A 23,275-nucleotide genomic window follows, 5' to 3' on the forward strand; every position below is an offset into this window, starting at 1 on the left:
AGCGTTTAGCTTTGCTGATATTGTACGTTGTGCAGGTTTGCAAATATTCCACCGCGTTTGATTAACTCATCATGGCTTCCTTCTTCTGCAATGCCATCCTCTGTCACAACGACAATACGATCCGCATTGCGAATCGTTGCCAGCCTGTGGGCAATAATTAATGTTGTCCTATTTTGGGCAAGATCATTTAACGCCTTTTGGATAATTAATTCTGTTTCTGTATCCAATGCAGATGTTGCTTCATCCAAAATTAGTATCGGAGGGTTTTTTAAAAACATGCGAGCAATGGCAATGCGTTGTTTTTGTCCGCCAGAAAGCTTGAGTCCACGTTCACCAATTTGCGTTTCGTAGCCATCAGGAAGGGAATAAATGAAATCCTCAAGATGGGCACGTCGAGCTGCTTCTTTAATTTCTTCATCTGTTGCATCAAGCTTGCCATAAGCGATATTTTCTTTTAATGTGCCAGTAAATAGAAATACATCCTGCTGCACGATGCCAATATTGGAACGGAGAGATTTCTTCGTCATCTCGCGAATATCAATGCCGTCTATCGTAATGCTTCCTTCATCCACATCATAAAAACGAGGGATTAAAGAACAGATCGTTGTTTTTCCAGCACCAGATGGGCCCACAAAAGCAACCGTATCACCAGCATGAATTTGCAAGCTTATATTTTCAAGCACTTGCTTGCTTTTATCATATGCAAAGCTTACTTTCTTTAAAGTAATATCGCCTTGTAAATTTCCTACTTCAATAGCATCTTTTTTGTCCTGCACTTCAGGGATCGTATCAATCAACTCAGTAAATCGCTTGAATCCAGCCATTCCCTTAGGATATAGCTCCATCAACGCACTGATTTTGTCGATTGGTTTAAAAAGGACATTTACATAAAGAACAAAGCCGACAAGTTCTCCATATGAGAGATCTCCATTAAAGCTTAACCAAGCACCATAAACTAACACGATTAACACAAATAAGCGCGTCATCATATACATTCCAGCAGAAGTATAGGACATAACCTTATAAGCTGCTAATTTTGCCGTACGAAATCTCTGATTATTGGTTGTAAATCTCGAAATCTCGAATCTTTCGTTCGTGAATGATTGCACCACGCGGACACCTGAAACAGCATCTTCAACACGAGCATTGATATCAGCAATCTCTCCATACATTCTTTTCCAAGCCTTATTCATATGAATATTACAGTATGTAATTAGCCATATAAGAAAAGGTACAACTAAAAAGGTTACAAGAGCGAGCTGGACATTGATCGTCAGCATAATCCAAAATGCACCGACGAATGTCATCACAGCGATGAATGCATCCTCTGGTCCATGATGGGCTAATTCTCCAATATCAAATAAATCATTCGTAACCCGACTCATCACATGCCCCGTTTTCGTATTGTCAAAAAAGCGGAAAGATTGCTTTTGCACATGCTGGAACAGTTCCTGACGCATATCCGTTTCAATATTAATTCCCAGCTTATGCCCCCAGTAATTGACAATATATTGAAGGAACATACTCATTAAATATAGAGCAAGCAACCCTGCACTCACCGAAACGATCATTGACCAATTTTCATCGGGTAAAAGATCATCGATAAACCATTGGACAGCAAGGGGAAATGCCAACTCCAATAAAGCAACTATAATGGCACTAGTAAAATCAAGCGTAAATAATTTCTTATGAGGTTTATAATAAGAAATAAAGCGACGAATCATGACTGTAATCCTCTCTAACTGACAAATTTTTATTCCATTTCACCATGTTAGTAAACTACTAAAATATATCATAACCATGACAAATGAAAATGTAAATCATTCTAGATTGAAATGGACTTATAAATAAAGAGAATAAGCGTTAACATACGAACTTCCCAATAGTTTGAGAAAAAATTTAGCCTTGCTAAAATAATTAGTAAGGGGGAAGTCCCCCATTTAATTAATACCTAACAAGACTAGAAATCAACGTAAGGATGGAAGCATTATCAATATATAAAACAAATTTGCTCATTAACTCCATCGTTAACCCCCTTTAATCTGAGCTCATGTTTTAAAAAAGGCAGATGAAAATCATAAAAAACTCAAACCTTGGATTTGAGTTTTTCATGATAATAACTAATTCAGTGTTAATTCATCTTTTAACTTATAGTCGGTAAGTGAATGTGATGTAATTTTTCCATTTGAAAGGACATACAGGGTTTCATCTATATAAAGGATTCGCCTAATTTCATTATGCCATTCTTCATATATTTGCTTTCCCTTCATATGGCTGATCTCAGCTCTTAATTGAAATCCTTGATTTAAATCAATATTGTATATATGTGCTCCCTGAAACTTAAAACCTTCTTCAAAATTCTCTCCCTCAGTCTCTTCATAAATATTAATTGGAAAGGCAAAGATATTTTTCCCTTTATCAAATAATAATGCTTTATGATCGTAGTTCAGCGGGGAATATGTCCCTCTTCCACCGATAATTTTTGTAAACTTTTCCTTCGGATTTTTCATGTCTGATACATCAAATAAGGAAAGCTTGACCCCTTCCGTGAAAATTAAAGGTTCACTTGAGTCTTTTGCCGGTACAACCTTTGTATCGTGACCAAAACCGATTAGATGATTTTCATCAAAGGGATGAAGATAGTTGCTGAATCCGGGAATTTTTAATTCTCCCAAAACTTCTGGTTCCTCAGGTTTTGATGCATCAATGACAAATAACGGGTCCGTTTCTTTAAATGTGACCATATAAATTTTATCTCCCATAAAACGGGCCGAATAAATTCTTTCTCCTCTTGCTAAATCTTCAATAGAGCTCACCTTTTCTAAACGGTCATCAAAAATAAATAAGTGGTTAGCAGAAGGACTCTCTTCATCCCATGTATTTCCTTCTGTCGTGACAACTCGAAAATAACCGTTATGTTCATCCATCGAAAATTGATTTAAAATGTTCCCATCTATCTCTGTTGAATGAACAAATTCTACATTTAAATTATCAACAGCATATTTGTAAATGGTTGTGTTCACTGTAGCATCTGATCGATCACTTAACGGTCTGACATTCCAATTTTGCAAGGCAATATATATATTTTCCTTAGACATATAAAGCTGATTTCCCCCGCCTAAATACGTAGTGATCTTCGCCTCTTTCTCTGGGTTTTCTAAATCAAATGCAGCAATAATGGTATAATTTCCTTCCTTAGATTCAGGAAAAATGTGAATTTGATCATAACCGACAGATAGATTTTCCCCACTTACAGTACTATCTTTATAACGAGGTCTTAAATCCACATCTTCATTTTCCCTCAAGAGCCAATATTGAGGAAATTGATTTGTCACAACATACACTTTTCCGTCTATTTTGCGCATTGACACAATATGGCCTTCAATGGATATCGTTCTTTCTTCCTTTGGGTTGCTCGGGTCTTTTATATTAAAGACGATTGCCTTTGTCATCTCATTGATTGGAGCAATCATCATCTTATTTGAATCGTCCACCTTCTTAGAAGCTTCCATTTCCTCATAGCTATGTCCTACAATTAACAGCTTATCACCATGGAGAAACAGTTCTGACGGAGAAAAGTGATCTGGAAAGGAAAATGAATGAAGTAATTTCATATCATCGCCATCATTTGTCTCGATAATATGCACTTTTCCGTCGACAACTTGAAAAATATGGCTTCCATTCGTTTTGACAAGATCCGCTTCATCCACCCCTTGTACCTGATTATTCGTTTCTGAAGCATCAAATGATTGTGCACTATTCTCAGAAGACCCACCGCTATCTTCTGCAGTCGATTCTTCCATCTTATATAAACTGAAATTGCTTCGTTCCTCCTTCATAACCTTTTTAAAGTATTGATTAAGCTTTTCTTTTGACGAAATAACAGGAACTGTACTGTTATCGGTGGCAAATGGTAGAGCTTTTGCTTGACGGTTTGCGCTGTCACCCTTATTAAGAAAATAGAGCGCAGCAGAACAAAATAAAATCATAACAGCAGTGATTAAAATCCCTCTCCTTTTCATCAACTACTCATCCTCCTTTGAATGTAAAAATCGTAAATGTAAATATTGTCTTCACTTTTTTGACTTAAATCTCATTGGTAAAGTTACATAAATATTACAAATTATTTATACAACAAAAAATGGTGAGTAAAAAAATGTCGTTAACTCAAAAAGTAAGAGGATTACCTTTTTTAGATCAAATGGCCTGATGCCTCTTCAAGTTTGGGAGATTTTCAAATATACCAGCTTGCTGGAGAAGGATAAATACCGATTTTCGCTTCATAAAGATAACTCAAAAAAGCAAGTGGAAATTTCTTCACTTGCTTAATGTTATAGGCACTTTAGCTAGGATTTTCTTTTCAATTGTCGGCAAGTGCTTTTCTGGCCAATGCCTGTATTGTCATATCATCCATCGGTGGATTATGGAGTCCTGCCCTCACATCACGATAATAGCGTTGAAGGGGATTTTGCTGAGACAGGCTTCTAGCTCCCACGATTCGCATTGCCAAATCAACTACTTCGATCGCTTTGTTTGTCACCGCATATTTAACAGCACCAAGCTCAGCATTTAAGCGCATCCTTTCCACCTCTGCTAAAGCATCCCATTGCTTCGCAACCGAATAGAGAAAATGCTTAGCTTCTAAAATTCGCAGCTCCATTTCACCTACTCGCTGTTGGACAGCAGGAATATCAATAATCGTTCCTGAAATACTGTTCGGTGAGTAAGTTTTGGCAAAATGGATCGCATACTTTTGTGCAGCCTGAGCAATTCCTAAATAACAGGCAGGAATATGCAACAACCAACCATTCGCTCCTTTCTGTCCAGGAACAAATCGCTCGACATATTCATCACTTAATACTTCAACATCCATTAAAACTAGATCATGGCTCCCTGTTCCTCTCATCGCAACGCTATCCCATGTTTCTTCTATGATTATACCAGGAAGAGAACGATGGATAAGAAAATTCCCAACCTCATCGGATTCTTCAATGCTTGCGCTAACAATAAAATAATCAAGTACTGGAGACATGGTCGTAAACGTCTTGCGACCATTTATGATCCAGCCATTTTCTGTTTTTCTGGCAATCGTCGTCGGTTTTCCGCCTCTTGTAGGACTTCCTGTTTGAGGCTCGCTCGCTGCCCCATTTAATAAAGCACCTTTTTTGACATCCTCCATCACTCTTTTAAAAATTTCCTCACGCCATAACCTTTTTTCTGCAAGATTTTTTACTATCCCCATATGCCAACCGATCGCTAAAGCGGTTGCTCCATCACCAATTGCAATTTGCTCCTGTAGACGGACTAATTCATATAAAGTGATTTCTTCTCCACCGTATTTTTTTGGTACCGTTAGTTGAGTGTACCCTGAAGCTTTAAGCTCTTTAATATTTTCAAAGGGAAAAGAAGCTTCTTCGTCAACCTTTGCTGCTCTCGTTCTAAACTGTTCAGACATTTCTCTCATTAGTTTTAGCTTTTCTTCAAATGTCCTTGTCTCTTGAAATCGCATATCTAATCCCTCACTCATTAATCCTACTATATTAATAGGAATTATTCTTATCACTATTATGGATCAAATTAATTTATTAAACAATAAATTTACAGCAGAACGACAAAAAAGCAGAGAGAATGTTCAAACTCACTCTCTCTGCTCTTTATGTTTATTTTTTATCTTTTTTTGGCTTCTCTTTCTTGGGAGCTTTTTCTCCCTTTTTCAATTTATAAAGCTCTATTGTTTCAGTCGTTTTATTCCCTGCAATATCTTCTGCTTCGAATGTAAAAATATTCCAACCGTCTTTTAGTTGTAAAGTATAGCCAGAAAAGACTTTGTCAAAGCCTCTCATCGCATATGGAGCCTGCAATTCTTGATAGAACTCTTCACTTCCATTGAAATAAAAGCGAATTTCATCAAAATTGTCTATAACTCGAATGTCTATAACTGGATTTTTCGAATTATGCTTGATGTATTGATCTTTTGGTAATCCACTTACTTCCAAAACTGGAGCGGTGCTATCTACAAATACATCCCTCTTAATGGAAAACTCATTTCCGGCATAATCAATCGCTCTTACATCCAATCGATGGAAATTATCTTCTACTTGAATAGTGGCATCAAATTCATAACGACCAGTAGATTCATTGAATTGGAACGGAATTTTTTCACCTGCGATGGACATTTCCTTTAAGCCAGATTCCTTTTCAATCACATAGCCGTTCACATGCAATTCACCCGAATTAAAAACCTGTAGTGCTTCTGGGTTTTCCAAATAGACAAATGGCATTGTTGTATCGTTATTGCTTCCTTCCACTGTTTCCTCCGTTACATTTCCAGCATAATCATAAGCTATAACAGTTACCTCGCCCTGTGCTACTTCCTGAGGCAGAATGTACTCAGTCGTATCACCAGAAAGCGGCGTCTCAAGGATGGAGTCTTCATCTACTAATAGATCAATATAGGCAATGCCTGAGCCGTTTTCATTATCTTCAACATTCAATATTAAAGTAGTTTCCGCTAATTCCGCTTCAATAGTTGGAGCTACCGTATCAACAAGTACAGGGATTAAGACAGACTGCCACTCTGCATCTGGATAATCAACGACAGCACGAATTTCATAATAGTATTGCCCATCATCTGCGGTTGCATTTTCAATGGTTCCATCCCATTGCCATTGTGAATTTAACGTATAATGCGGATTTAAACCACCATCATAATAGTTTTTTCGTATTTCATTTTCAGTTCGTAGCTTTCTTAAACGATTTCCATCCTCATCGAGAATCGCTAATTCTACTTGTTTAGCATTTCGAAGGAAAGATAAAACAGGAATAAACTCATCTTGAATATGATCTCCATTTGGAGAGATCGCAATATTTTCTTTTGAGATCGTTTCTGTAATCGGGTTGTAGCCTAAATAATTATAGCTATCTTCACCTGCGTTATATACAGCTCCTCCCATTCCATAAAAGGACTGATCATCATAGACCATTCCATCCATAATTGGAGCTTGATCCCAGTTTCCGTTAAAGCCAACATATGGAACTGTTAAAGTTGGATTGACGTCTGCCTGATCCTTCATCGTTACAAACCCTTCAACAAAATATCCATTAACAAAGACGTCTTTAGCCGGGATTAACTGACCTGTTGATGGTTCTACAACTGTCGCATTCGATAAATCTGCTGTGACCGAAAAGGTAACTGCCCCATTCGCCGGAACAATGATTTCAGTTAAAGGCTCACCGTTTATCAAAATACTGGCATCGCTGAGCGGTGCAGCTTCTAAAGCATCCGGTTCATAACCTAATTCGCCCCAGCCGGCAAAATCAGTTTGCAGATTTGCTGAAACATCATAGCTGACAGCTTCGTCACTGTAGTTTTTGGCAGTTAGGGTAAACTCAAATTGATCGTTTATTTCTTTTAATGCTACCTTTCCTTCTTTGGTACGGCTTTCTGTAACAATAACTGGTGATTTTAAAGCAGAATGAAGCTGCATAATTCCTGCCCCTTGTCTTCTTGGAGAATACGGGTTATCCCAGCCAAATACTCCATTGACAAAGCCTTGATCCTTAATAGGCGCAGAGGTATTTAAAAGCAGGTTTTTTGCGATATTAACCCTCTCAAAACCGATCACGCCAAATTCATTATCAACCCTTTCCAGTACAAGAGCAGCGCCACCGGAAACATGAGGAGCCGCCATTGATGTTCCGCTTTTCATCCCATACTGATTATTTTCAAGGGTTGAGTAAATTTGTCCACCTGGTGCGGTTATTTCCGGTTTAAAATCTAGGTTCGGAGTTAACCCCCAAGAGGTAAAGTCACTCATTTTTCCACCTTCAGGGTTTGGAGCAGTCGTTTTTTCTCCGTTAAATGTAATCGAGATGGCTTGTCCAGACTGAATCGCGGATGCTAATTTATCACCGTCCGTTTTAAGCATAAACAGCTGAGGAATGGTTATAGCAGCATCTGTTGCCATATTGACATAACCATCAGTATTATTGTAAATAATAACTCCCACTGCACCAGCATTTTGGGCATTTATTGCTTTATCAACAAAGGAAAGCTCTCCACGTTGAATTAATACATACTTTCCAGCAACATTCGTGAGCTCTTCCGGATAACCTAGTTCACCATAAACAAGGTCGAATGTGTTTACTTCATCATCATTTGGATGAGTATTCCCAGCGGAAAGGAATGGTGCTTTGTCCTCTTCTCCATCAATGACATAATTGACTGCATCCAAATCCATAAATGTATTTTCCACAGAAGCGACTTGAAGAGAATCGTAGGCAAGTCCTGGAGAACCGGAAACACCAATATCAGGATTAGATGCTAATGGATTTGCCCAACCGTTACCAAGATGGGCTGAGTTCCCTGCAGATATTGACATGACAACTCCATTTTCAACTGCTCTTGTAATGGCTTTCTGTTCCATTGTCTCCGCTGAAACAAAGCCTGCCGTTGAACCGAGACTCATATTTAACACATCTGCACCTAAAATAATTGCGTCATCTATTGCCTTTACATAAATATCCCCGTAAGTTGTCGTAATATTGGGATCATTGCCAAAGACCTTCAAAGCTAATAACTGCGCTTCTGGAGCAACTCCTTTTATTCCCCCATTATCCTCGTTGCCATTTGCTCCAACTGTTCCCGCAACATGCATTCCATGCATGGAGGCACCTGGAGCGATATCACGAATAACATTGTTTTCATCCATATAATTATATCCGTAAGGGACTTTTTCAGAAAAATATTGTCCTTTAAGACCGTTTTCTCTTATATATTTATTTACATCATTTTTTTTCAGTGCTGCCTCTTTTTTTGAAGTAAGAACCATATCCTGATGGGACGGATCAAGTCCGGTATCAATAACGCCGACTATTTTTCCTTCACCCTTGAAGCCATACTCTCTCCAAGCCTCTTGAGCTTGAACAAGCTCTTTACTATACACCATATCTGGAGAATCTTGTGGACGCTCATATTCCAATGTTATTTCAACTTCAGAAACTTCTGGTAGCTTTTCTATTTCTTCAATATCCCCATATTTAACTTCCGCACTAAATCCGTTTAAAACTGTCGTAAATGTTTCCTTCTCACGAAGACTTATCTTCTTCTTTTTGACTTTTTCCTTCACTTTATTTTGTTCTTCCAGCTTTGCAGCTTTCAAATTATTCTTTGTTGCCTCTGGAAGCTCTTTATAACGTTTTCCCCGCTTTTGCGCATATTCAATCGCTGGCTCCGTTTTCATCTCAACAATAACCCGCACCGTATCGGATGGATCATAGTGCTGTTCGTACTCAGATTTTTGTATAGATTTACTTGCAGTGATAGCTCTTTGTGTACTTTCCTTGTGCTGTGGAAGACTTGCACCAGAGGCGGAAGTAGTGAAAAAAAGTAATACAATTAATAAGATCGATAACGCTTTAAGCTTCTTCATAAGGCCCTCCTTTTTTAGGGAAAAGTATATAAATTCAGAATATTCTTGTTGTATTTTAACGTTATCATAGGAGCAAATTTCTTTAATAGTGGCTGAGGACTCAAAGATTTATAAATATGCTAGTTAATTTGGATTATTTTTGAAATAATCCCAGTTTACTAACATAATAGTCAAAAAACAATCCTTTTCACCTATTTCATAAATTTAGGCGATTGGAGTCGTTTACTTGTCCAACCCTCTTTTCTTATTCGTCATATGATATTAGGGAAACAGCTTCCCCTATGCTGTTTAGTTGTAAACTGGAGGTGATCTTAATGAGTTACGAACATGGTGGCAATTCAAAATTCGCGTTAATTGTTGTTCTATTTATTTTGCTAATTATTGTCGGAGCTAGCTTTATTGGTTACTAAACTGAAAAAATAAAATATCTTTGCCTCACCAGTTTGCATTGGATATTAACTTTGTCTGCACTCTGAAGCGCCTTTTTTGGCGCTTTGGACATATTTATTGCATCATTAAGTGTAGACAAAGCAACTGCAAGATCGTTCAGCCTCTAGATAAAACTATTTTCAAATGTTATGATTTCTAAAAACAAAAGTTTCATTTATTAGCGGTAAGGAGAGAAGCAATAGACGATGAGGAACAAAATTATCTTGAATAAACATCCATACATATGCACACCTATAGTTAGCAAGACGAGAAATAAATTGTTAATAGAAGCAAGACGAGTAAAAGAGCATGCCCCCGATCTCATCGAATGGAGAGCAGATTACTATGAAGATTTACAGCATGCTGAAAACGTAATTGCACTTGCCTATGATTTAAAAGCAGAAATAGGAAACATCCCCCTTCTTTTCACAATCCGTTCAGAAGCAGAGGGAGGAAATCCCATCCCCTTAACTGATCGCGAGTTAGATCATTTGCTCGAATTAATATGTAAAGAAGCACCGATTGAACTTATTGACTATGAATTACAGCGTGATACTGATGCAATTTCACATATTCGGTCGATCTCAGAAAAAAATGGAAAACTTTTAATTTTATCGTATCATAACTTTGAATCCACACCTTCAGCAGAAGAGCTCCTCATTATTTTAAGAAGAGCGGAAATTTCAGGTGCAGATATTGGGAAAATTGCGGTCATGCCCCATAATCTTACCGATGTTCTCCAATTACTTAATGCGACCGATGAAGCGAAAAAACTCCTTTCTATTCCAATTGCAACAATGGCAATGGGTAAAATGGGCGCAATTAGCCGTATGGCTGGTTGGATATTTGGGTCCCAACTTATTTTTGCTGTCGGTGACAAAAGCTCTGCACCCGGGCAAATTTTAATTGAAGATTTGCGCACCATTATGAAAACTATGAAAAAATATCAAGCTTAGGAACAAAAGAAAATTCATCAAAGAACCTACCTATAGAGTCAACCGCAATAGAAATGCTAAATAGATTCGAAAATGTTCTAGGTGCGTTAAAGGTTCATACATTTGACAGCTTTAGATATTTACTATTTAACAGAATTAAGCTATCATTTTGCCAAAAAAACAAAAAGGATGTTGGCTCCTATTACAGAGCCAACATCCTTTCTCTACGCTGTTCGATAAATTTTCACGATATTAATGACAATCACCTTAACGATAGAGTACAGTGGAATAGCAAATATAACCCCGACAATCCCCACTAAACTTCCAGCTGTTAACACGAGCACAATGATCGTTAAAGGATGAATATTTAAAGTCTTTCCCATAACATTTGGTGAAATGACATTCCCTTCAAGTTGCTGCGCAATTAATGTAACAATGGCAACATATACAACAAGAATTGGCTCTTGAAATAAAGCAACTAATAGAGCGGGAATAACAGCAATAAACGGTCCTAAAAACGGGATAACATTTGTGAACATCCCAAACACTGCCAAAACCAAGGAGTAATTTAAACCAATAATAGAATAGCCAATAAATAAGAGAATCCCTAAAATTAGACAGACTAACATTTGTCCCTGAATATACGTGGCAATTGTTCTATCCATATCTTTTAAAATGGCCAATACGTTTTCTTTTTTCTTTTTCGGAAAGAACGCTGTAACACTTGTTGAAAAACGTTGACCATCTTTTAGCATATAAAAGAGAATAAACGGCACCAGCACAATGCCAAATAGAATATTTATAAAACCGCCGATTACTCCAAATACTCCTAATATCCCATTTGCAATATTGCCGACATTGTCCTGCAACCTTGACTCAATATCTTGACTGGCAGCTAGGAAAGCATCTTGTATGAAGCTAGGAAAGGTACTGCGATTCTCTTGAACATACTCTGCCCAATCCATAACGGTTGATATCATCGCCGGCAGATTATCGACAAATCTTTCGAGCTGATCATTTATTGGTGGAGCAATTAACTTTATAATCCCATATACAAATAAGATGATCGCAAAATAAGCTGCAATAATCGCTAACCACTTAGGGCACTTTTGCTTGACAAGATAAGTAACTAACGGACGACATAAATAATATAAGATTCCTGCCAACACAAATGGAAGAAAGATTGTCTTCAGTAAAACCATAACAGGTTCTAAAAGAAAATTATTAACATTTAGCAAAAACATAATCAGTAAAAATAAGATGATCGCAATCATTATTCGAAACCATCTTTTTTCCGTTAACGCCATTTACAAAATCACATCCTACACTATCCAAAAGTTTACCTCTCTTGAATATATCAATCTTTTCATAAAAAATCCATCTAAAACTGATGTATAAAGAAAAAAAGCGAATGATACTCCACCCGCTTAAATTTCCATCATTTTTATTGACTTAATTAGCTTTTCGATTTCATCAAGGTTATTTTTGTGAAATAAATCAACGATCTTACTTCCTACAACAACACCATCACAATATTGACTGATCTCTTGTGCCTGTTCAGAGGTTGAAATCCCAAATCCGGCAAGCACTGGCAATGAGCTTATTTCTTTTATATTTTTCAAGTAATTCTCTACTTGGGCATGGAACTTTGCTCTTGCTCCAGTAATACCCGTTACGGTAACAGCATAAAGAAAGCCTTTGCCTTTACTCGCAATCTCTTTAATTCGTTCATTGGAACTCGTTAATGTCACGAGACGGATAAGTTCGATATCAGCAACTTCAAAATGAGGAAGTAGCAGGTCCTCTTCTTCAATAGGCAAGTCTGGTATAATGCAACCGTCTACCCCTGCTTTACTGGCATCTTCAATAAAAGAGGCAATGCCATAAGCGTAAATCGGATTCATATATGTCATCACAATGATTGGAATTGAAACAATTGGTCGAACGTTTAAAATGGTTTGAAGCACTGCCTTTAAAGTAACCCCTTCGTTAAGTGCACGTAAACCCGCAGCTTGAATCGTTGGTCCATCGGCAACTGGGTCAGAAAAGGGGATGCCAATTTCAACAGCCGTCGCCCCACATGATTCAAGAAAAACAATCCGTTCCATCAACTTTTCAAGTCCCCCATCGCCCGCCATAATGTAGGGGACAAACGCTTTTTCATCTTTTTTCTTTAAACGCTCAAATGCTTTGGTTAATCGATTCACTCTTGTTCCCCCTCCAATCTCGCCTTTACAGTTTGAACATCCTTATCTCCTCGACCAGATAAGCAAACAACAATGCTCTCCTCCTTGCCCATCTTACTTGCAAGCTTGATCGCATAAGCAACAGCATGTGAACTTTCTAAAGCTGGGATGATGCCTTCTAATTTGCAAAGAAGCGTTAATGCCTCTAATGCTTCATCGTCTGTGATGGAGTGATACTCCACTCTACCAATATCTTTTAAATAGCTGTGCTCCGGTCCTACTCCTGGATAATCAAGCCCAGCTGAGATGGAATGCGCTTCTTGAATTTGTCCTGCTTCATCCTGTAATAAGTACATGAGTGCTCCGTGCAGAACACCTGGTTTTCCTTTTGTTAATGAAGCAGCATGCTGCTCTGTGTCAACACCAAGACCAGCAGCTTCAACTCCATACATTTTAACTTGCTTTTCTTCAATAAACGGGTAAAACATGCCCATTGAATTGCTGCCGCCGCCAATGCAGGCCACTAATGCATGGGGCAATCTTCCTTCTTTTTCCATAAATTGTTTTTTCGTTTCTTTCCCAATGACACTTTGAAAATCACGAACCATCATAGGAAATGGATGGGGACCCATAACTGAGCCTAAAATATAATGGCATTCCTCAACATTAGAAACCCAGTATCGCAATGCTTCATTACATGCATCCTTTAACGTTTGACTTCCGGAAGTCACAGCTTCAACCTTTGCTCCTAAAAGTTCCATACGGAAAACATTCAATCGCTGCCTTTTTATATCCTCTGCTCCCATAAAAATGACACATTCTAAGTTTAACAATGCACAAACTGTTGCGGTCGCAACCCCATGTTGGCCAGCACCTGTTTCTGCGACTATTTTCTTCTTCCCCATCCTCACTGCTAACAGCGCCTGCCCAATTGTATTATTAATTTTATGAGCGCCTGTATGATTCAAGTCTTCACGTTTTAAATATATTTTAGCTCCCCCGCTAAATTCAGTCAGATTTTCAGCAAAGTAGAGAGGTGTTTCTCGTCCTACATAATCCGCTAACAAAGAATGAAGCTGTGTTTGAAACCCTTTGTCCTTAACCGCTTCCTTATATGCGCTCTCCAATTCATTCACTGCTTGCATGAGTGTCTCCGGAATAAACCTGCCACCGTATTTGCCAAAATGACCTTTTTCATTCGGTAATGTATACGTGCTCATCCTATTTCCTCCCAATTCTTGGCCTGTTCTAAAAACGAACGAATTTTAACAAAATCTTTTTTCCCATCTGTTTCAACACCGCTGCTAACATCGACCATATGAGGGGCGCCTTTTCTTATCGCCTCTGTTACGTTTTCCGGGTTCAATCCGCCAGCTAGAATCATTTTCTTGCCCCTTGCTTCAAAATTCTCTAACAGGCTCCAATCAAATTTTATTCCGTTTCCACCGCGGTATTTCCCTTTCGGACTGTCAAGAAGTACATATTCACAATCATACTCAGCAATTTTAATGATATCTGCCCTTGATTCAATGCTGAACGCTTTAATAACAGGAATTGCAAAATTCCGACAATAATTCGGTGACTCATCCCCATGTAGTTGTACAGCATCAAGACCAGTTTGCAAAATAATTTCCTGAACCTTTTCAAGCTCCTCATTAACAAAAACGCCTACTTTGAAAACTTCAGTCGGCAACTCTTTAATGATCTTCCTTGCCTCCTTTGGAGAGATTTTCCTTTTACTTTCCGCAAAAACAAAGCCAAGAGCATCTGCTCCTTGTTCAACTGCATATTGACCAGTTTGCACATCTTGAATTCCACAGATTTTTACCTTCATCGCCTAAATCCCTCACTTAATGGAAGCTTCATCGCCTTAATAATTTCACTGGGATTTTGATGCTTCATAAAGGTTTCTCCTACAAGAATCCCGTTTGCCCCTGCAGCTACAACCCTTTCAACATCTTCAATAGTGCCAATCCCACTTTCACTAATTAAAAATCGCTCTTCTTTTCGTATAAACGGTGCAAGATACTCCGTAACATCGAGATTGACCTCAAACGTTCTTAAGTCGCGATTATTTACACCAATTAAACGATTATCCGTCTTTAATACTCTCTCTGCTTCCGCCTCATTGTGAACTTCCATAAGTACGTCCAATCCCTTCTCCAGTGCATACTGATAGAGATTGTAAAGCTTTCTATCATCAAGTGCGGCAGCAATGAGAAGAACAATATCCGCCCCTGAATTTTTTGCAACATCAATTTGAATGGGATCGATAATAAAGTCCTTACATAAAATAGGATTGGCAATCAACTGTCTGACCACCTGCAAATCGTCCATTGATCCTTTAAAAAAAGTAGTGTCAGTTAGTACAGAAACTGCATCTGCACCTGCATCAACATACATTTGCACCTGAGATGCAGGATTCGAATTTATGTTAATATCCCCTTTTGATGGCGACGCTCTTTTAAATTCCCCAATAATCATCAGCTCTTTTGCATTCTCAAGCTTCTCTAACAATGAATTTCTATTACGAGCAACTGGCGCTTTCCTGACTTGACTTTCCTTAAGCATTTCTACTTCTTTTTTCTTCTCCGCTAAAATCGTTTCTAAAATCGTTTCCAACTAAATCACCTCTGTCTTCCCGGCATGGCTATTTTCAATTAGTTTTTCAAGTTTTTCCATTGCAGCTCCTGAGTCAATGCTTTCTGAGGCAAGTTTAATCCCATCTTCGATCGAAGAAGCAATTCCACCTGTAAAGATGCCAATTCCTGCATTGAGGAGAACTATATCACGATGTGCCCCTTTTTTACCTTTCAAAACGCTCAAAAGGGCTTCAGCATTTTCCTTACGATCGCCACCTTTAATAGCTTCATTACTATAAATAGAAAAACCAAGCTCTTCTGGGTGGAGGACTCGATACTGAATCTTTCCATCATCTAAAATGGCTAAATGATTCTCTCCTGCTAATGAAGCTTCATCCATAAAACCTGCACCATTTAATACAACTGCACGCTTTCTTCCAAGTGATTTTAAAACTTCAGCAAACATTTCAATTAAATCTCTGCGATAGATCCCTAGCAGCTGAAAATCCAAATCAACTGGGTTTGTCAACGGTCCAATTAAATTGAAAACTGTAGGAATCCGCAGATCTTTTCGAACCTTCATAATTCTTTTGATATTCGGATGAACGTATGGTGCAAACAAGAAGGTAATGCCCACATCCTTCAAAATCTGCAGCGAAATATCCGGATTTAAATCTAAATTCACCCCTAGATATTCCAACACATCAGCGCTCCCAGTTTTACTAGTAATGCTGCGGTTCCCATGCTTTGCCACCTTTAGTCCTGCACCGGCCATGACAAAAGCTGAGGTCGTGCTGATATTAAAGCTTTTTGAACCATCGCCTCCAGTCCCGCAATTATCAATGACTTGGGAAATTTCCGAATGATATGTTAACGCATTTGCCCTTAATGCTTCAACGATTCCAACAATTTCATCAACAGTTTCACCTTTTGTTTTTAAACCGATCATAAAAGCAGCAATTTCGCTATCTGTTGTATTTTCAGAAAAAAGATTGTTCATTGCTTCTTGTATTTCTTTTTTTGACAAAGAATCACGATCAGCTATGCGTTGTAAATAATCTCTCATTTACCTACTCCTCCTAACATCGTTCAGGAACTTATTGAGCATTTTCATACCAGCTTCTGTTCCGACTGATTCTGGGTGAAATTGAAGACCATATAATGGGTACTGCTTATGCTTAATCGCCATAATCTCGTGATCATCAGTCGTTTCACCTAATACTTTGAAATCTTCCGAAAGCGTTTCTTTTTTTATCACTAATGAATGATAGCGCATAACTTCAATTGGCGCAGGCAAATTTTCAAATAACTCATTGCCCACATGAAACATATAAGATCTTTTTCCATGCATAATATTTTTTGCTTTCTCTATCGTCGCTCCAAAAGCATAGCCGATTGCCTGATGACCTAAACAAATACCAAGAATCGGTACCTTCTCACATAAAGATTGAATCAGATCGACGCAAATCCCTGCATGTTCTGGTCTTCCCGGTCCCGGAGATAAACAAATAGCAGTTGGATTTAATGCTTTAATTTCCTCTACTGACACTTGATCATTTCGTTTTACAATCACTTCTTCACCTAATTCTCCAAAATATTGGTAAAGATTAAAAGTAAAAGAATCATAATTATCGATGAGTAGTATCATTTCTCCTCCTCCAAATATGCTTTCAATTTATGCAGTGTTTCTTCATACTCCTTTTCTGGAATCGAATCATGCACTATTCCTGCACCAGCTTGAATATAAACAGCCTCATCCTTCATAATCATCGTTCGGATGGCAAGCGCAAAATCCATATTGCCGTTGACAGATAGATATCCGATAGCACCTGAATAAACTCCTCTTTTTATCTCTTCAAGCTCGTTAATAATTTCCATCGCCCTTATTTTCGGTGCACCTGATACCGTTCCAGCTGGCAGACAAGCTATTAATGCATCGATCGGACTATACTCTTTTTTCAACATACCACTGACTTCTGATACTAAGTGCATGACATGCTTATATTTTTCGATTTCCATATATTTCTCAACTTTAACAGTGCCAAATTCGCTAACTCTACCAATATCATTACGACCCAAATCGACTAACATTTGATGCTCTGCCAATTCTTTCTCATCATTTCTTAGCTCTACTGCAAGTTCCTCGTCTTCTTGTTTATTTTTTCCTCTTGGCCTCGTACCTGCAATCGGATTTGTAATGACCTTATTCTCTGCCACTTTTATTAAACTCTCAGGTGATGCACCAGTGACAATATAATCTTCGAAATCAAGATAATACATGTATGGAGAGGGATTTTGAATTCGTAGTTTTCGATAAAAAGAAAAAGGATCTCCGATTACTTTTGCCGTCATCCGTTGTGAGAGGACGACTTGGAAAATATCACCTTCCACAATATATTCCTTTGCTTTTTTCACTTTCTCTATAAATTGTTCCTTCGTCATGGATGCTTCAAATGAAGTGAGGTTAAAGGCTTTATCTTCCTTCGGTTTAAGCTCTGCAATTTCACTTTTTCTTGCCTGCAATCGCGCTTTTAGTTCTGTTTTTGTTGTTGATTCTAATAATGGAATGCCATACAAATATACTTTCTGTTGTAAATGATCGAATGCAATGATTTCCTCAAACATCATAAAATGGACATCGGGAAGGGAGAAATGATCAGGCAAGTCATTCCCTATCTTTTCATAATGGCGAGCGACATCATAGGAAGCAAAACCAATTGCACCTCCAATGAAGGGAATGCAGTTCTCATCATCCGCTATCACTTTTGACATCAACTGTTTCAACACTTCGAGAGGCTTTTCTGCGACAATGCGCTCAACTCCATTTGTTGTAATAACTGTTTTCGTTTCAAATCCTTTTATTTCAAATGCTGGACCTGCACCAATAAACGAATATCTACCAGAATCTTCGTGCTTTAACGAACTCTCCAATAAAAATTTCTTTCGTCCAGACAACTTCTGATAAATAGAGATTGGTGTGAGGGTGTCTCCTTGAATCGTCTCAGCTAAGATGAATTTTTCCTCTACTCTCATTAATGTGATAACCCCTTTCTTATTAATATTTCTTAAACAGTAATGACAAAAGGTGCTCTAACCTATAATGAAAAAAATAGGCTATGTTGAATGATTCCGTTTATTTTTGCCTCATTTTCGTATCAAACCAAGATTTCGCACGAAAATGAACCAAAACAAACCACAAAACCAAAATAAAAAAGCCCTCTATAAACGCATTGCTGCGCTTATAGAGGACGATAATATTCACCGCGGTGCCACCTCAGGTTAGAGCTTAAAAATACTCCCACTTCTTTAGATTCACAAATTTCATTGTAAATCCTATCCTTGTAACGGTGGAATTCCGTACAGCCCTACTGATCCTTTCAAGCTGTCTCTCGTAAGTCCATTCGATGAAATTGATTTTACCGGCTCCCACCTTCCCCGGCTCTCTGAAAAAAATCAAATTTTCATTTACTCCTCTTACTCAACGATGTTCGTTATTCAGTTGTCCTTATTAAAACAAAAAGGGCTTCTCATCCTAAGAAAAGGACGAGAAACCCGTGGTGCCACCTTCATTAGCTAAAATAATTAGCTCACTCATCAGTATCAATTGCAATCTGCAATGTAATACCTGTCTCTTGTAACGATGAGACTCGTTCGCCAAAGCCTACTACACATTATGATTCGGTTTGGAAGCTCTGAAGCCCATTCACTTAAAATTCAGCACTGATTTTCACCAACCATCAGCTCTCTAAAGAATCCTTTTAAGCTACTCTTCTTCGTCATCGCCATTCATTTATTGTTAATTATCATATACACATTCAGGTTTAAAGTCAACCTATTTTTATCAAAAAATTCTAATACTTTATTCGATCCATAAATAGTAAATCTTTTTTCAGTTAGTTTTTCAGCATTTAAGTAAATATTAAGGTTGGGAGTTATCAATTCTAAAACTGATATGAAGTCTTCTAATTGCTGAAAAGTGTTAACAATAATAAAAAAAGGACGGAGCAAAAGATGGATTTCATTGAAAATTCTTTGACAAGCAGAGAGGATAGCAAGAAATCAAAACAATCTTATGGGAATAAATGGAGTGTTTTAGCTATTTCATCAATCCCTCTCGTCATGACGTTAGGTAATTCAATGCTCATTCCCGTTCTTCCAGCAATGGAGGACAAATTAAATATTTCTTCATTTCAATCAAGCTTAATCATAACCGTATATTCGATTGTGGCGATTATTTTAATACCAATTGCCGGATTTTTATCTGATCATATCGGACGAAAGAAAGTAATCATCCCTAGTCTGGCGATTGCTGCTATTGGTGGTCTCATTTCTGGTTGGGCAGCCTGGAAAATTAAAGATCCCTATTGGATCATCCTTGTTGGCCGTGCTCTTCAAGGAATCGGAGCAGCAGGGGCAGCACCGATTGTTATGCCTCTTGTAGGAGATATGTTTAAAAGTGAAAAAGAAGTCAGCAGCACACTTGGAATTATTGAGACATCTAACACCCTTGGAAAAGTCATTAGTCCAATACTTGGTGCATTTTTGGCAACTTTTATCTGGTTTATTCCGTTTCTGTCGTTTCCAATATTTTGTCTTATTTCCATTCTTCTAATGGCTTTGTTTGTTAGAAGAGGAAAGACCGAATACGAACCAATCCCATTTAAAGAATTTATTTATCAGCTTAAAAAGATTTTTAAAAATAATGGCAGATGGCTACTAGCGATTTTTGCTATTGGAATTATTTTAATGTTTGTCCTGTTCGGGGTCCTCTTTTATTTATCTGAAGTACTTGAAAGAGAGCATCATATTATGAATGTAAAGAAAGGTCTTTACCTCGCTCTGCCTTTAGGAGCATTATGTCTTACTTCACTTATTACCGGGAAAATCATTAAAGAAAATAAGATATTGATGAAATGGATTACTTTCACTGGCTTATTGTTAATGTCCCTCTCAATAGTGAGTCTAAGCTTTTCCAAAGGCATGTGGTTCATGATTATCATGTTCTTATTAAGCGGCATCGGCATTGGCGCCAGTCTCCCATGTTTAGATGCAATCATCACAGAAGGAATTCAAAAAGACCAACGGGGAACCATTACTTCCATTTATCACTCAATGCGTTTTATCGGAGTAGCTGCAGGGCCGCCTGTCATCGCAATCCTTTTAAATCAACTCGAGGGAAGCCTTTTTTATATTTTAGCCATCATTGGCGTCAGCGCAGTCTTGTTAACATTATTTGCCATAAAACCAGATAAAGAAAAAAAATAGACTTCATCTTGCTTTCTATGTCAGCTAGTGGTTGAATGGATGTTTCAAGTCCATTCAACCAACTTGACTGGCACCTACCCTTATTTAAACGTTTCGGTTGCAAAACTCACAATTAATTGATTAAAAACTTTCCATTCCTTTGTAAGAACTTGATGTGAGACTTTTTTCACCACTGTAAGCTGATGAGGGTAGTTTTGATAAAATCGCAAATGATGATTAATAAAATCCTTTGCACCATAAACTAAATACAGAGGGCTATTTAATTGAGAAAGACGCTCTACACAGGAATACGTTAACGATTTTTCATAATATTGTAACCAAGCAACTCGATTCGCTTTAAGCATATGCTTAAACAGCATTTGGCTGATATCTCGCTGATTTGTATGACTATGTGCAACGCATTTAGTCGCTTTAGGAATTTGCAAGTGATCTAACAGGGCTTTAATTTCATTAGTATAGCTTTCAATGGAAATGTTTAATCTCCATGACCACTTAAATCAGGAAAGATGACACGTAAACGTTCCATGAGGCTGGTTTGAAAATAAAAAACTCTTCTTCCCATCCCGGGAGGATGAATAAAAATAATTGGAGTACCTGATCCAAAGTCATCATAACAAATATTGACACCCTCATTTTTTAAAAATCAAACTCATTACCTCCTATTTTTAACAACATCTCTCCATGTTAATATGACAAACCCTCCAATTCTTCATACTAAGTTGTAAAAATGAAATAAATTTTTTATGAATAAAAAAGGAATCTGCTCCCTCTTCTGCGAATAATGTACTTTGAAAGGCAAGAGCCTTTTATAATTGGAGAGGAGGAATTGTTAATGTCAAAAAAAATTCTCATTCTTGCCGGAGATGCAGTCGAAGCATTAGAAATTTATTATCCGTATTTCCGTTGTCTTGAGGAAGGTTATGATGTACAAATTGCCGCTCCATCAAAGAAGCAGTTGCAAACGGTCGTTCATGATTTTATCGGATGGGACACTTACACAGAAAGCAAAGGATATTTAATTGAATCCCATCTTACATTTGAGGAAGTAAAAGCAGAAGCGTACGATGGATTAATTATTCCTGGGGGGAGGGCTCCAGAGTATATTCGTTTAAATGAAAATGTTCCAGCGATTGTTGCTCATTTTTTTGAAACGAACAAACCAATTGCAGCTATCTGCCATGCCAGTCTTATTTTAACCACTGTAAGGCAATATTTAAAAGACAGAGAATTGACCGCTTACATCGCTTGTAAGCCAGATGTAGAAGCAACAGGCGCTACATATATCGAGGAACATCTTCATGTCGAAGGAAATCTTGTATCAGGACATGCTTGGCCTGATTTACCTGGGTTTATGAGGGAGTTTATTAAACAATTAGGATAAAATCATTTTTACCAATGCGCGAAGAGTATAACTCTGGCGCATTGGTTTGTCTGCCTTACTGATGACAGTCTTAAATTTCTAATCTTGGTTTAGTCGGATCACATTGGGGCTGTTCAATATCTGTTGTTTCAGCAAGTTTTGTTAAATAATAACATTCTTCACGCATCATATGATCCGCCATTAAAGGAGCAAACGTACCTAGTGCTTCTTTACTTAATTCTAATTCTTCAATTTCATTTAAGAAGCCCATAAATAAATTCATTTCCAGTTGGACGTCATGATTAAATTTTTCGAGTGCGGGAAAAGTTGATAAATTTGTCCGTAAAAAGCCTGTCAATTCAACTGCTTTTAAGTAAAAAGCTTCAAAGTCCTTTGTAAATTCATCGCTTTGCCGTTTTATTTTTTTCTCAACCGTTTCCATATTGTCAGAGATGGCTCCTGCATGACCAGCACCGTCTAACAACCAAATTAAATGATGATGAAGTTCATGAAATACTGGTGGAACTTCTCCTTTTTTCAAATACTCTAACAACAGCAAGTATTCTTCCAACTCGTTAACCATATGATTAATAAATACTGGACCTAAATGAATCGTTATATCACCTGTCAAATGACGCTCAATAATATCCAATTTAAACTGCCGCAATTTCTTTGCTTCCACCTCGGCTCTTTCGCTTAATTTCATTAAATCCGTTCCCTCAACCTGATGTAATAATTGGTCAAAAATTGAAATAAACGCACTTGCTTGCTCGATCAACTCTTTTTCACTCGGACCGAGTGAATCATGAATAAACCTCGCATGATCCCCTAATACTTGAAGCCAAAAACGATGTTCAAATTGTGCGGCTTGTTCATAATTTGCCATTTACGAATCCCTGCCCTTCTTCAAATTTCACCTTAATGTCATCTCATAAAATATATAGGTTCTTTTTAATAAATATGAACGTGTGTTTTTTAAATTTTGGCTTTGTTATATATCAGTATTGATTTTGGCTCATTTTTTTCTCTTTTCTGTTGACTGAAAGTCCTGTGAACTATTTCACAATAAATAAGCCAAAATCTTTTT

At 37.7% G+C, this 23,275-nt stretch carries 18 protein-coding genes and 2 other annotated features; of the genes, 4 read left to right on the top strand and 14 right to left on the bottom strand.

The features are described from left to right. Positions 1-5: 5 nt before the first annotated feature. The 4 genes from FCJ93_RS05455 to FCJ93_RS05470 form a co-directional block, all read right to left on the bottom strand. On the bottom strand, positions 6-1,724 hold the full coding sequence (locus tag FCJ93_RS05455; RefSeq protein WP_095306315.1) for an ABC transporter ATP-binding protein: 1,719 nt from the start codon (positions 1,722-1,724) through the stop codon (positions 6-8). Between the two features lie 396 nt (positions 1,725-2,120). Next, the gene (locus tag FCJ93_RS05460) at positions 2,121-4,022 is read right to left on the bottom strand and encodes a beta-propeller domain-containing protein (protein ID WP_137743181.1); all 1,902 of its coding nucleotides are present in this window, start codon (positions 4,020-4,022) and stop codon (positions 2,121-2,123) included. 338 nt (positions 4,023-4,360) lie between these two features. Next, entirely contained in the window at positions 4,361-5,509 is a 1,149-nt protein-coding gene (locus tag FCJ93_RS05465) for an acyl-CoA dehydrogenase family protein (protein WP_095306316.1), read from the bottom strand. Between the two features lie 151 nt (positions 5,510-5,660). Next, complete coding sequence (locus FCJ93_RS05470; protein ID WP_137743100.1) at positions 5,661-9,431, bottom strand: S8 family serine peptidase; 3,771 nt, start codon at positions 9,429-9,431, stop codon at positions 5,661-5,663. A gap of 314 nt (positions 9,432-9,745) precedes the next feature. Here FCJ93_RS05470 and FCJ93_RS05475 point away from each other — a divergent pair, with 314 nt between their 5' ends. Both FCJ93_RS05475 and aroD read left to right on the top strand, forming a co-directional pair. After that, positions 9,746-9,841 carry a YjcZ family sporulation protein gene (locus FCJ93_RS05475; protein ID WP_095306318.1) on the top strand — a complete coding sequence of 32 codons (96 nt, stop codon included), beginning with the start codon at positions 9,746-9,748 and terminating at the stop codon, positions 9,839-9,841. A 225-nt stretch (positions 9,842-10,066) separates the two neighbouring features. After that, entirely contained in the window at positions 10,067-10,816 is a 750-nt protein-coding gene (aroD, locus tag FCJ93_RS05480; RefSeq protein WP_137743101.1) for a type I 3-dehydroquinate dehydratase, read from the top strand. Between the two features lie 203 nt (positions 10,817-11,019). Here aroD and FCJ93_RS05485 read toward each other — a convergent pair whose 3' ends face one another. The 8 genes from FCJ93_RS05485 to trpE all read right to left on the bottom strand — a co-directional run bounded on the left by FCJ93_RS05485 (position 11,020) and on the right by trpE (position 18,596). Further along, positions 11,020-12,102 (bottom strand): AI-2E family transporter, encoded by a 1,083-nt coding sequence (locus FCJ93_RS05485; RefSeq protein WP_137743102.1) that lies wholly within the window; start codon positions 12,100-12,102, stop codon positions 11,020-11,022. A 120-nt stretch (positions 12,103-12,222) separates the two neighbouring features. Beyond that, on the bottom strand, positions 12,223-13,002 hold the full coding sequence (trpA, locus tag FCJ93_RS05490; protein ID WP_095306321.1) for a tryptophan synthase subunit alpha: 780 nt from the start codon (positions 13,000-13,002) through the stop codon (positions 12,223-12,225). Beyond that, on the bottom strand, positions 12,999-14,201 hold the full coding sequence (trpB, locus tag FCJ93_RS05495; protein WP_137743103.1) for a tryptophan synthase subunit beta: 1,203 nt from the start codon (positions 14,199-14,201) through the stop codon (positions 12,999-13,001). Before trpB ends, trpA begins: the two co-directional genes overlap by 4 nt. Next, a complete protein-coding gene (locus tag FCJ93_RS05500; protein WP_095306323.1) occupies positions 14,198-14,815 on the bottom strand; it encodes a phosphoribosylanthranilate isomerase in 618 nt (205 codons plus the stop codon). Before FCJ93_RS05500 ends, trpB begins: the two co-directional genes overlap by 4 nt. Then, positions 14,812-15,603: an indole-3-glycerol phosphate synthase TrpC gene (trpC, locus tag FCJ93_RS05505; RefSeq protein WP_137743104.1), complete on the bottom strand. Its 792-nt coding sequence runs from the start codon at positions 15,601-15,603 to the stop codon at positions 14,812-14,814. The genes FCJ93_RS05500 and trpC overlap by 4 nt, the downstream gene beginning before the upstream one ends. Continuing rightward, complete coding sequence (trpD, locus tag FCJ93_RS25375) at positions 15,604-16,629, bottom strand: anthranilate phosphoribosyltransferase (protein WP_235879424.1); 1,026 nt, start codon at positions 16,627-16,629, stop codon at positions 15,604-15,606. It abuts the gene before it with no gap. Beyond that, positions 16,630-17,211 (bottom strand): anthranilate synthase component II, encoded by a 582-nt coding sequence (locus FCJ93_RS25380; protein ID WP_212933282.1) that lies wholly within the window; start codon positions 17,209-17,211, stop codon positions 16,630-16,632. It lies immediately after the preceding gene. Beyond that, positions 17,208-18,596 (bottom strand): anthranilate synthase component I, encoded by a 1,389-nt coding sequence (gene trpE, locus FCJ93_RS05515; RefSeq protein WP_095306325.1) that lies wholly within the window; start codon positions 18,594-18,596, stop codon positions 17,208-17,210. Before trpE ends, FCJ93_RS25380 begins: the two co-directional genes overlap by 4 nt. A 208-nt stretch (positions 18,597-18,804) precedes the next feature. Next, positions 18,805-19,054 (bottom strand) — a binding site (T-box leader). Between the two features lie 45 nt (positions 19,055-19,099). Beyond that, positions 19,100-19,352: a binding site (T-box leader), on the bottom strand. A gap of 222 nt (positions 19,353-19,574) precedes the next feature. Here trpE and FCJ93_RS05525 point away from each other — a divergent pair. Beyond that, a complete protein-coding gene (locus FCJ93_RS05525; protein ID WP_095306326.1) occupies positions 19,575-20,828 on the top strand; it encodes an MFS transporter in 1,254 nt (417 codons plus the stop codon). 80 nt (positions 20,829-20,908) lie between these two features. On the opposite strand, the gene FCJ93_RS25385 is transcribed toward FCJ93_RS05525, so the two are convergent. Further along, positions 20,909-21,187: an alpha/beta fold hydrolase gene (locus FCJ93_RS25385; RefSeq protein ID WP_235879425.1), complete on the bottom strand. Its 279-nt coding sequence runs from the start codon at positions 21,185-21,187 to the stop codon at positions 20,909-20,911. Positions 21,188-21,660: 473 nt separating this feature from the next. Between FCJ93_RS25385 and FCJ93_RS05535 the strand changes: the two genes are divergently transcribed. Beyond that, on the top strand, positions 21,661-22,209 hold the full coding sequence (locus tag FCJ93_RS05535) for a DJ-1/PfpI family protein (protein ID WP_095306327.1): 549 nt from the start codon (positions 21,661-21,663) through the stop codon (positions 22,207-22,209). A gap of 70 nt (positions 22,210-22,279) precedes the next feature. On the opposite strand, the gene FCJ93_RS05540 is transcribed toward FCJ93_RS05535, so the two are convergent. After that, positions 22,280-23,074 carry a DUF2935 domain-containing protein gene (locus FCJ93_RS05540; protein WP_095306328.1) on the bottom strand — a complete coding sequence of 265 codons (795 nt, stop codon included), beginning with the start codon at positions 23,072-23,074 and terminating at the stop codon, positions 22,280-22,282. Between the last annotated feature and the right edge of the window lie 201 nt (positions 23,075-23,275).

Origin of the sequence: Robertmurraya siralis (genome assembly GCF_005502275.1) — a bacterium.
GTDB lineage: Bacteria > Bacillota > Bacilli > Bacillales > Cytobacillaceae > Robertmurraya > Robertmurraya siralis.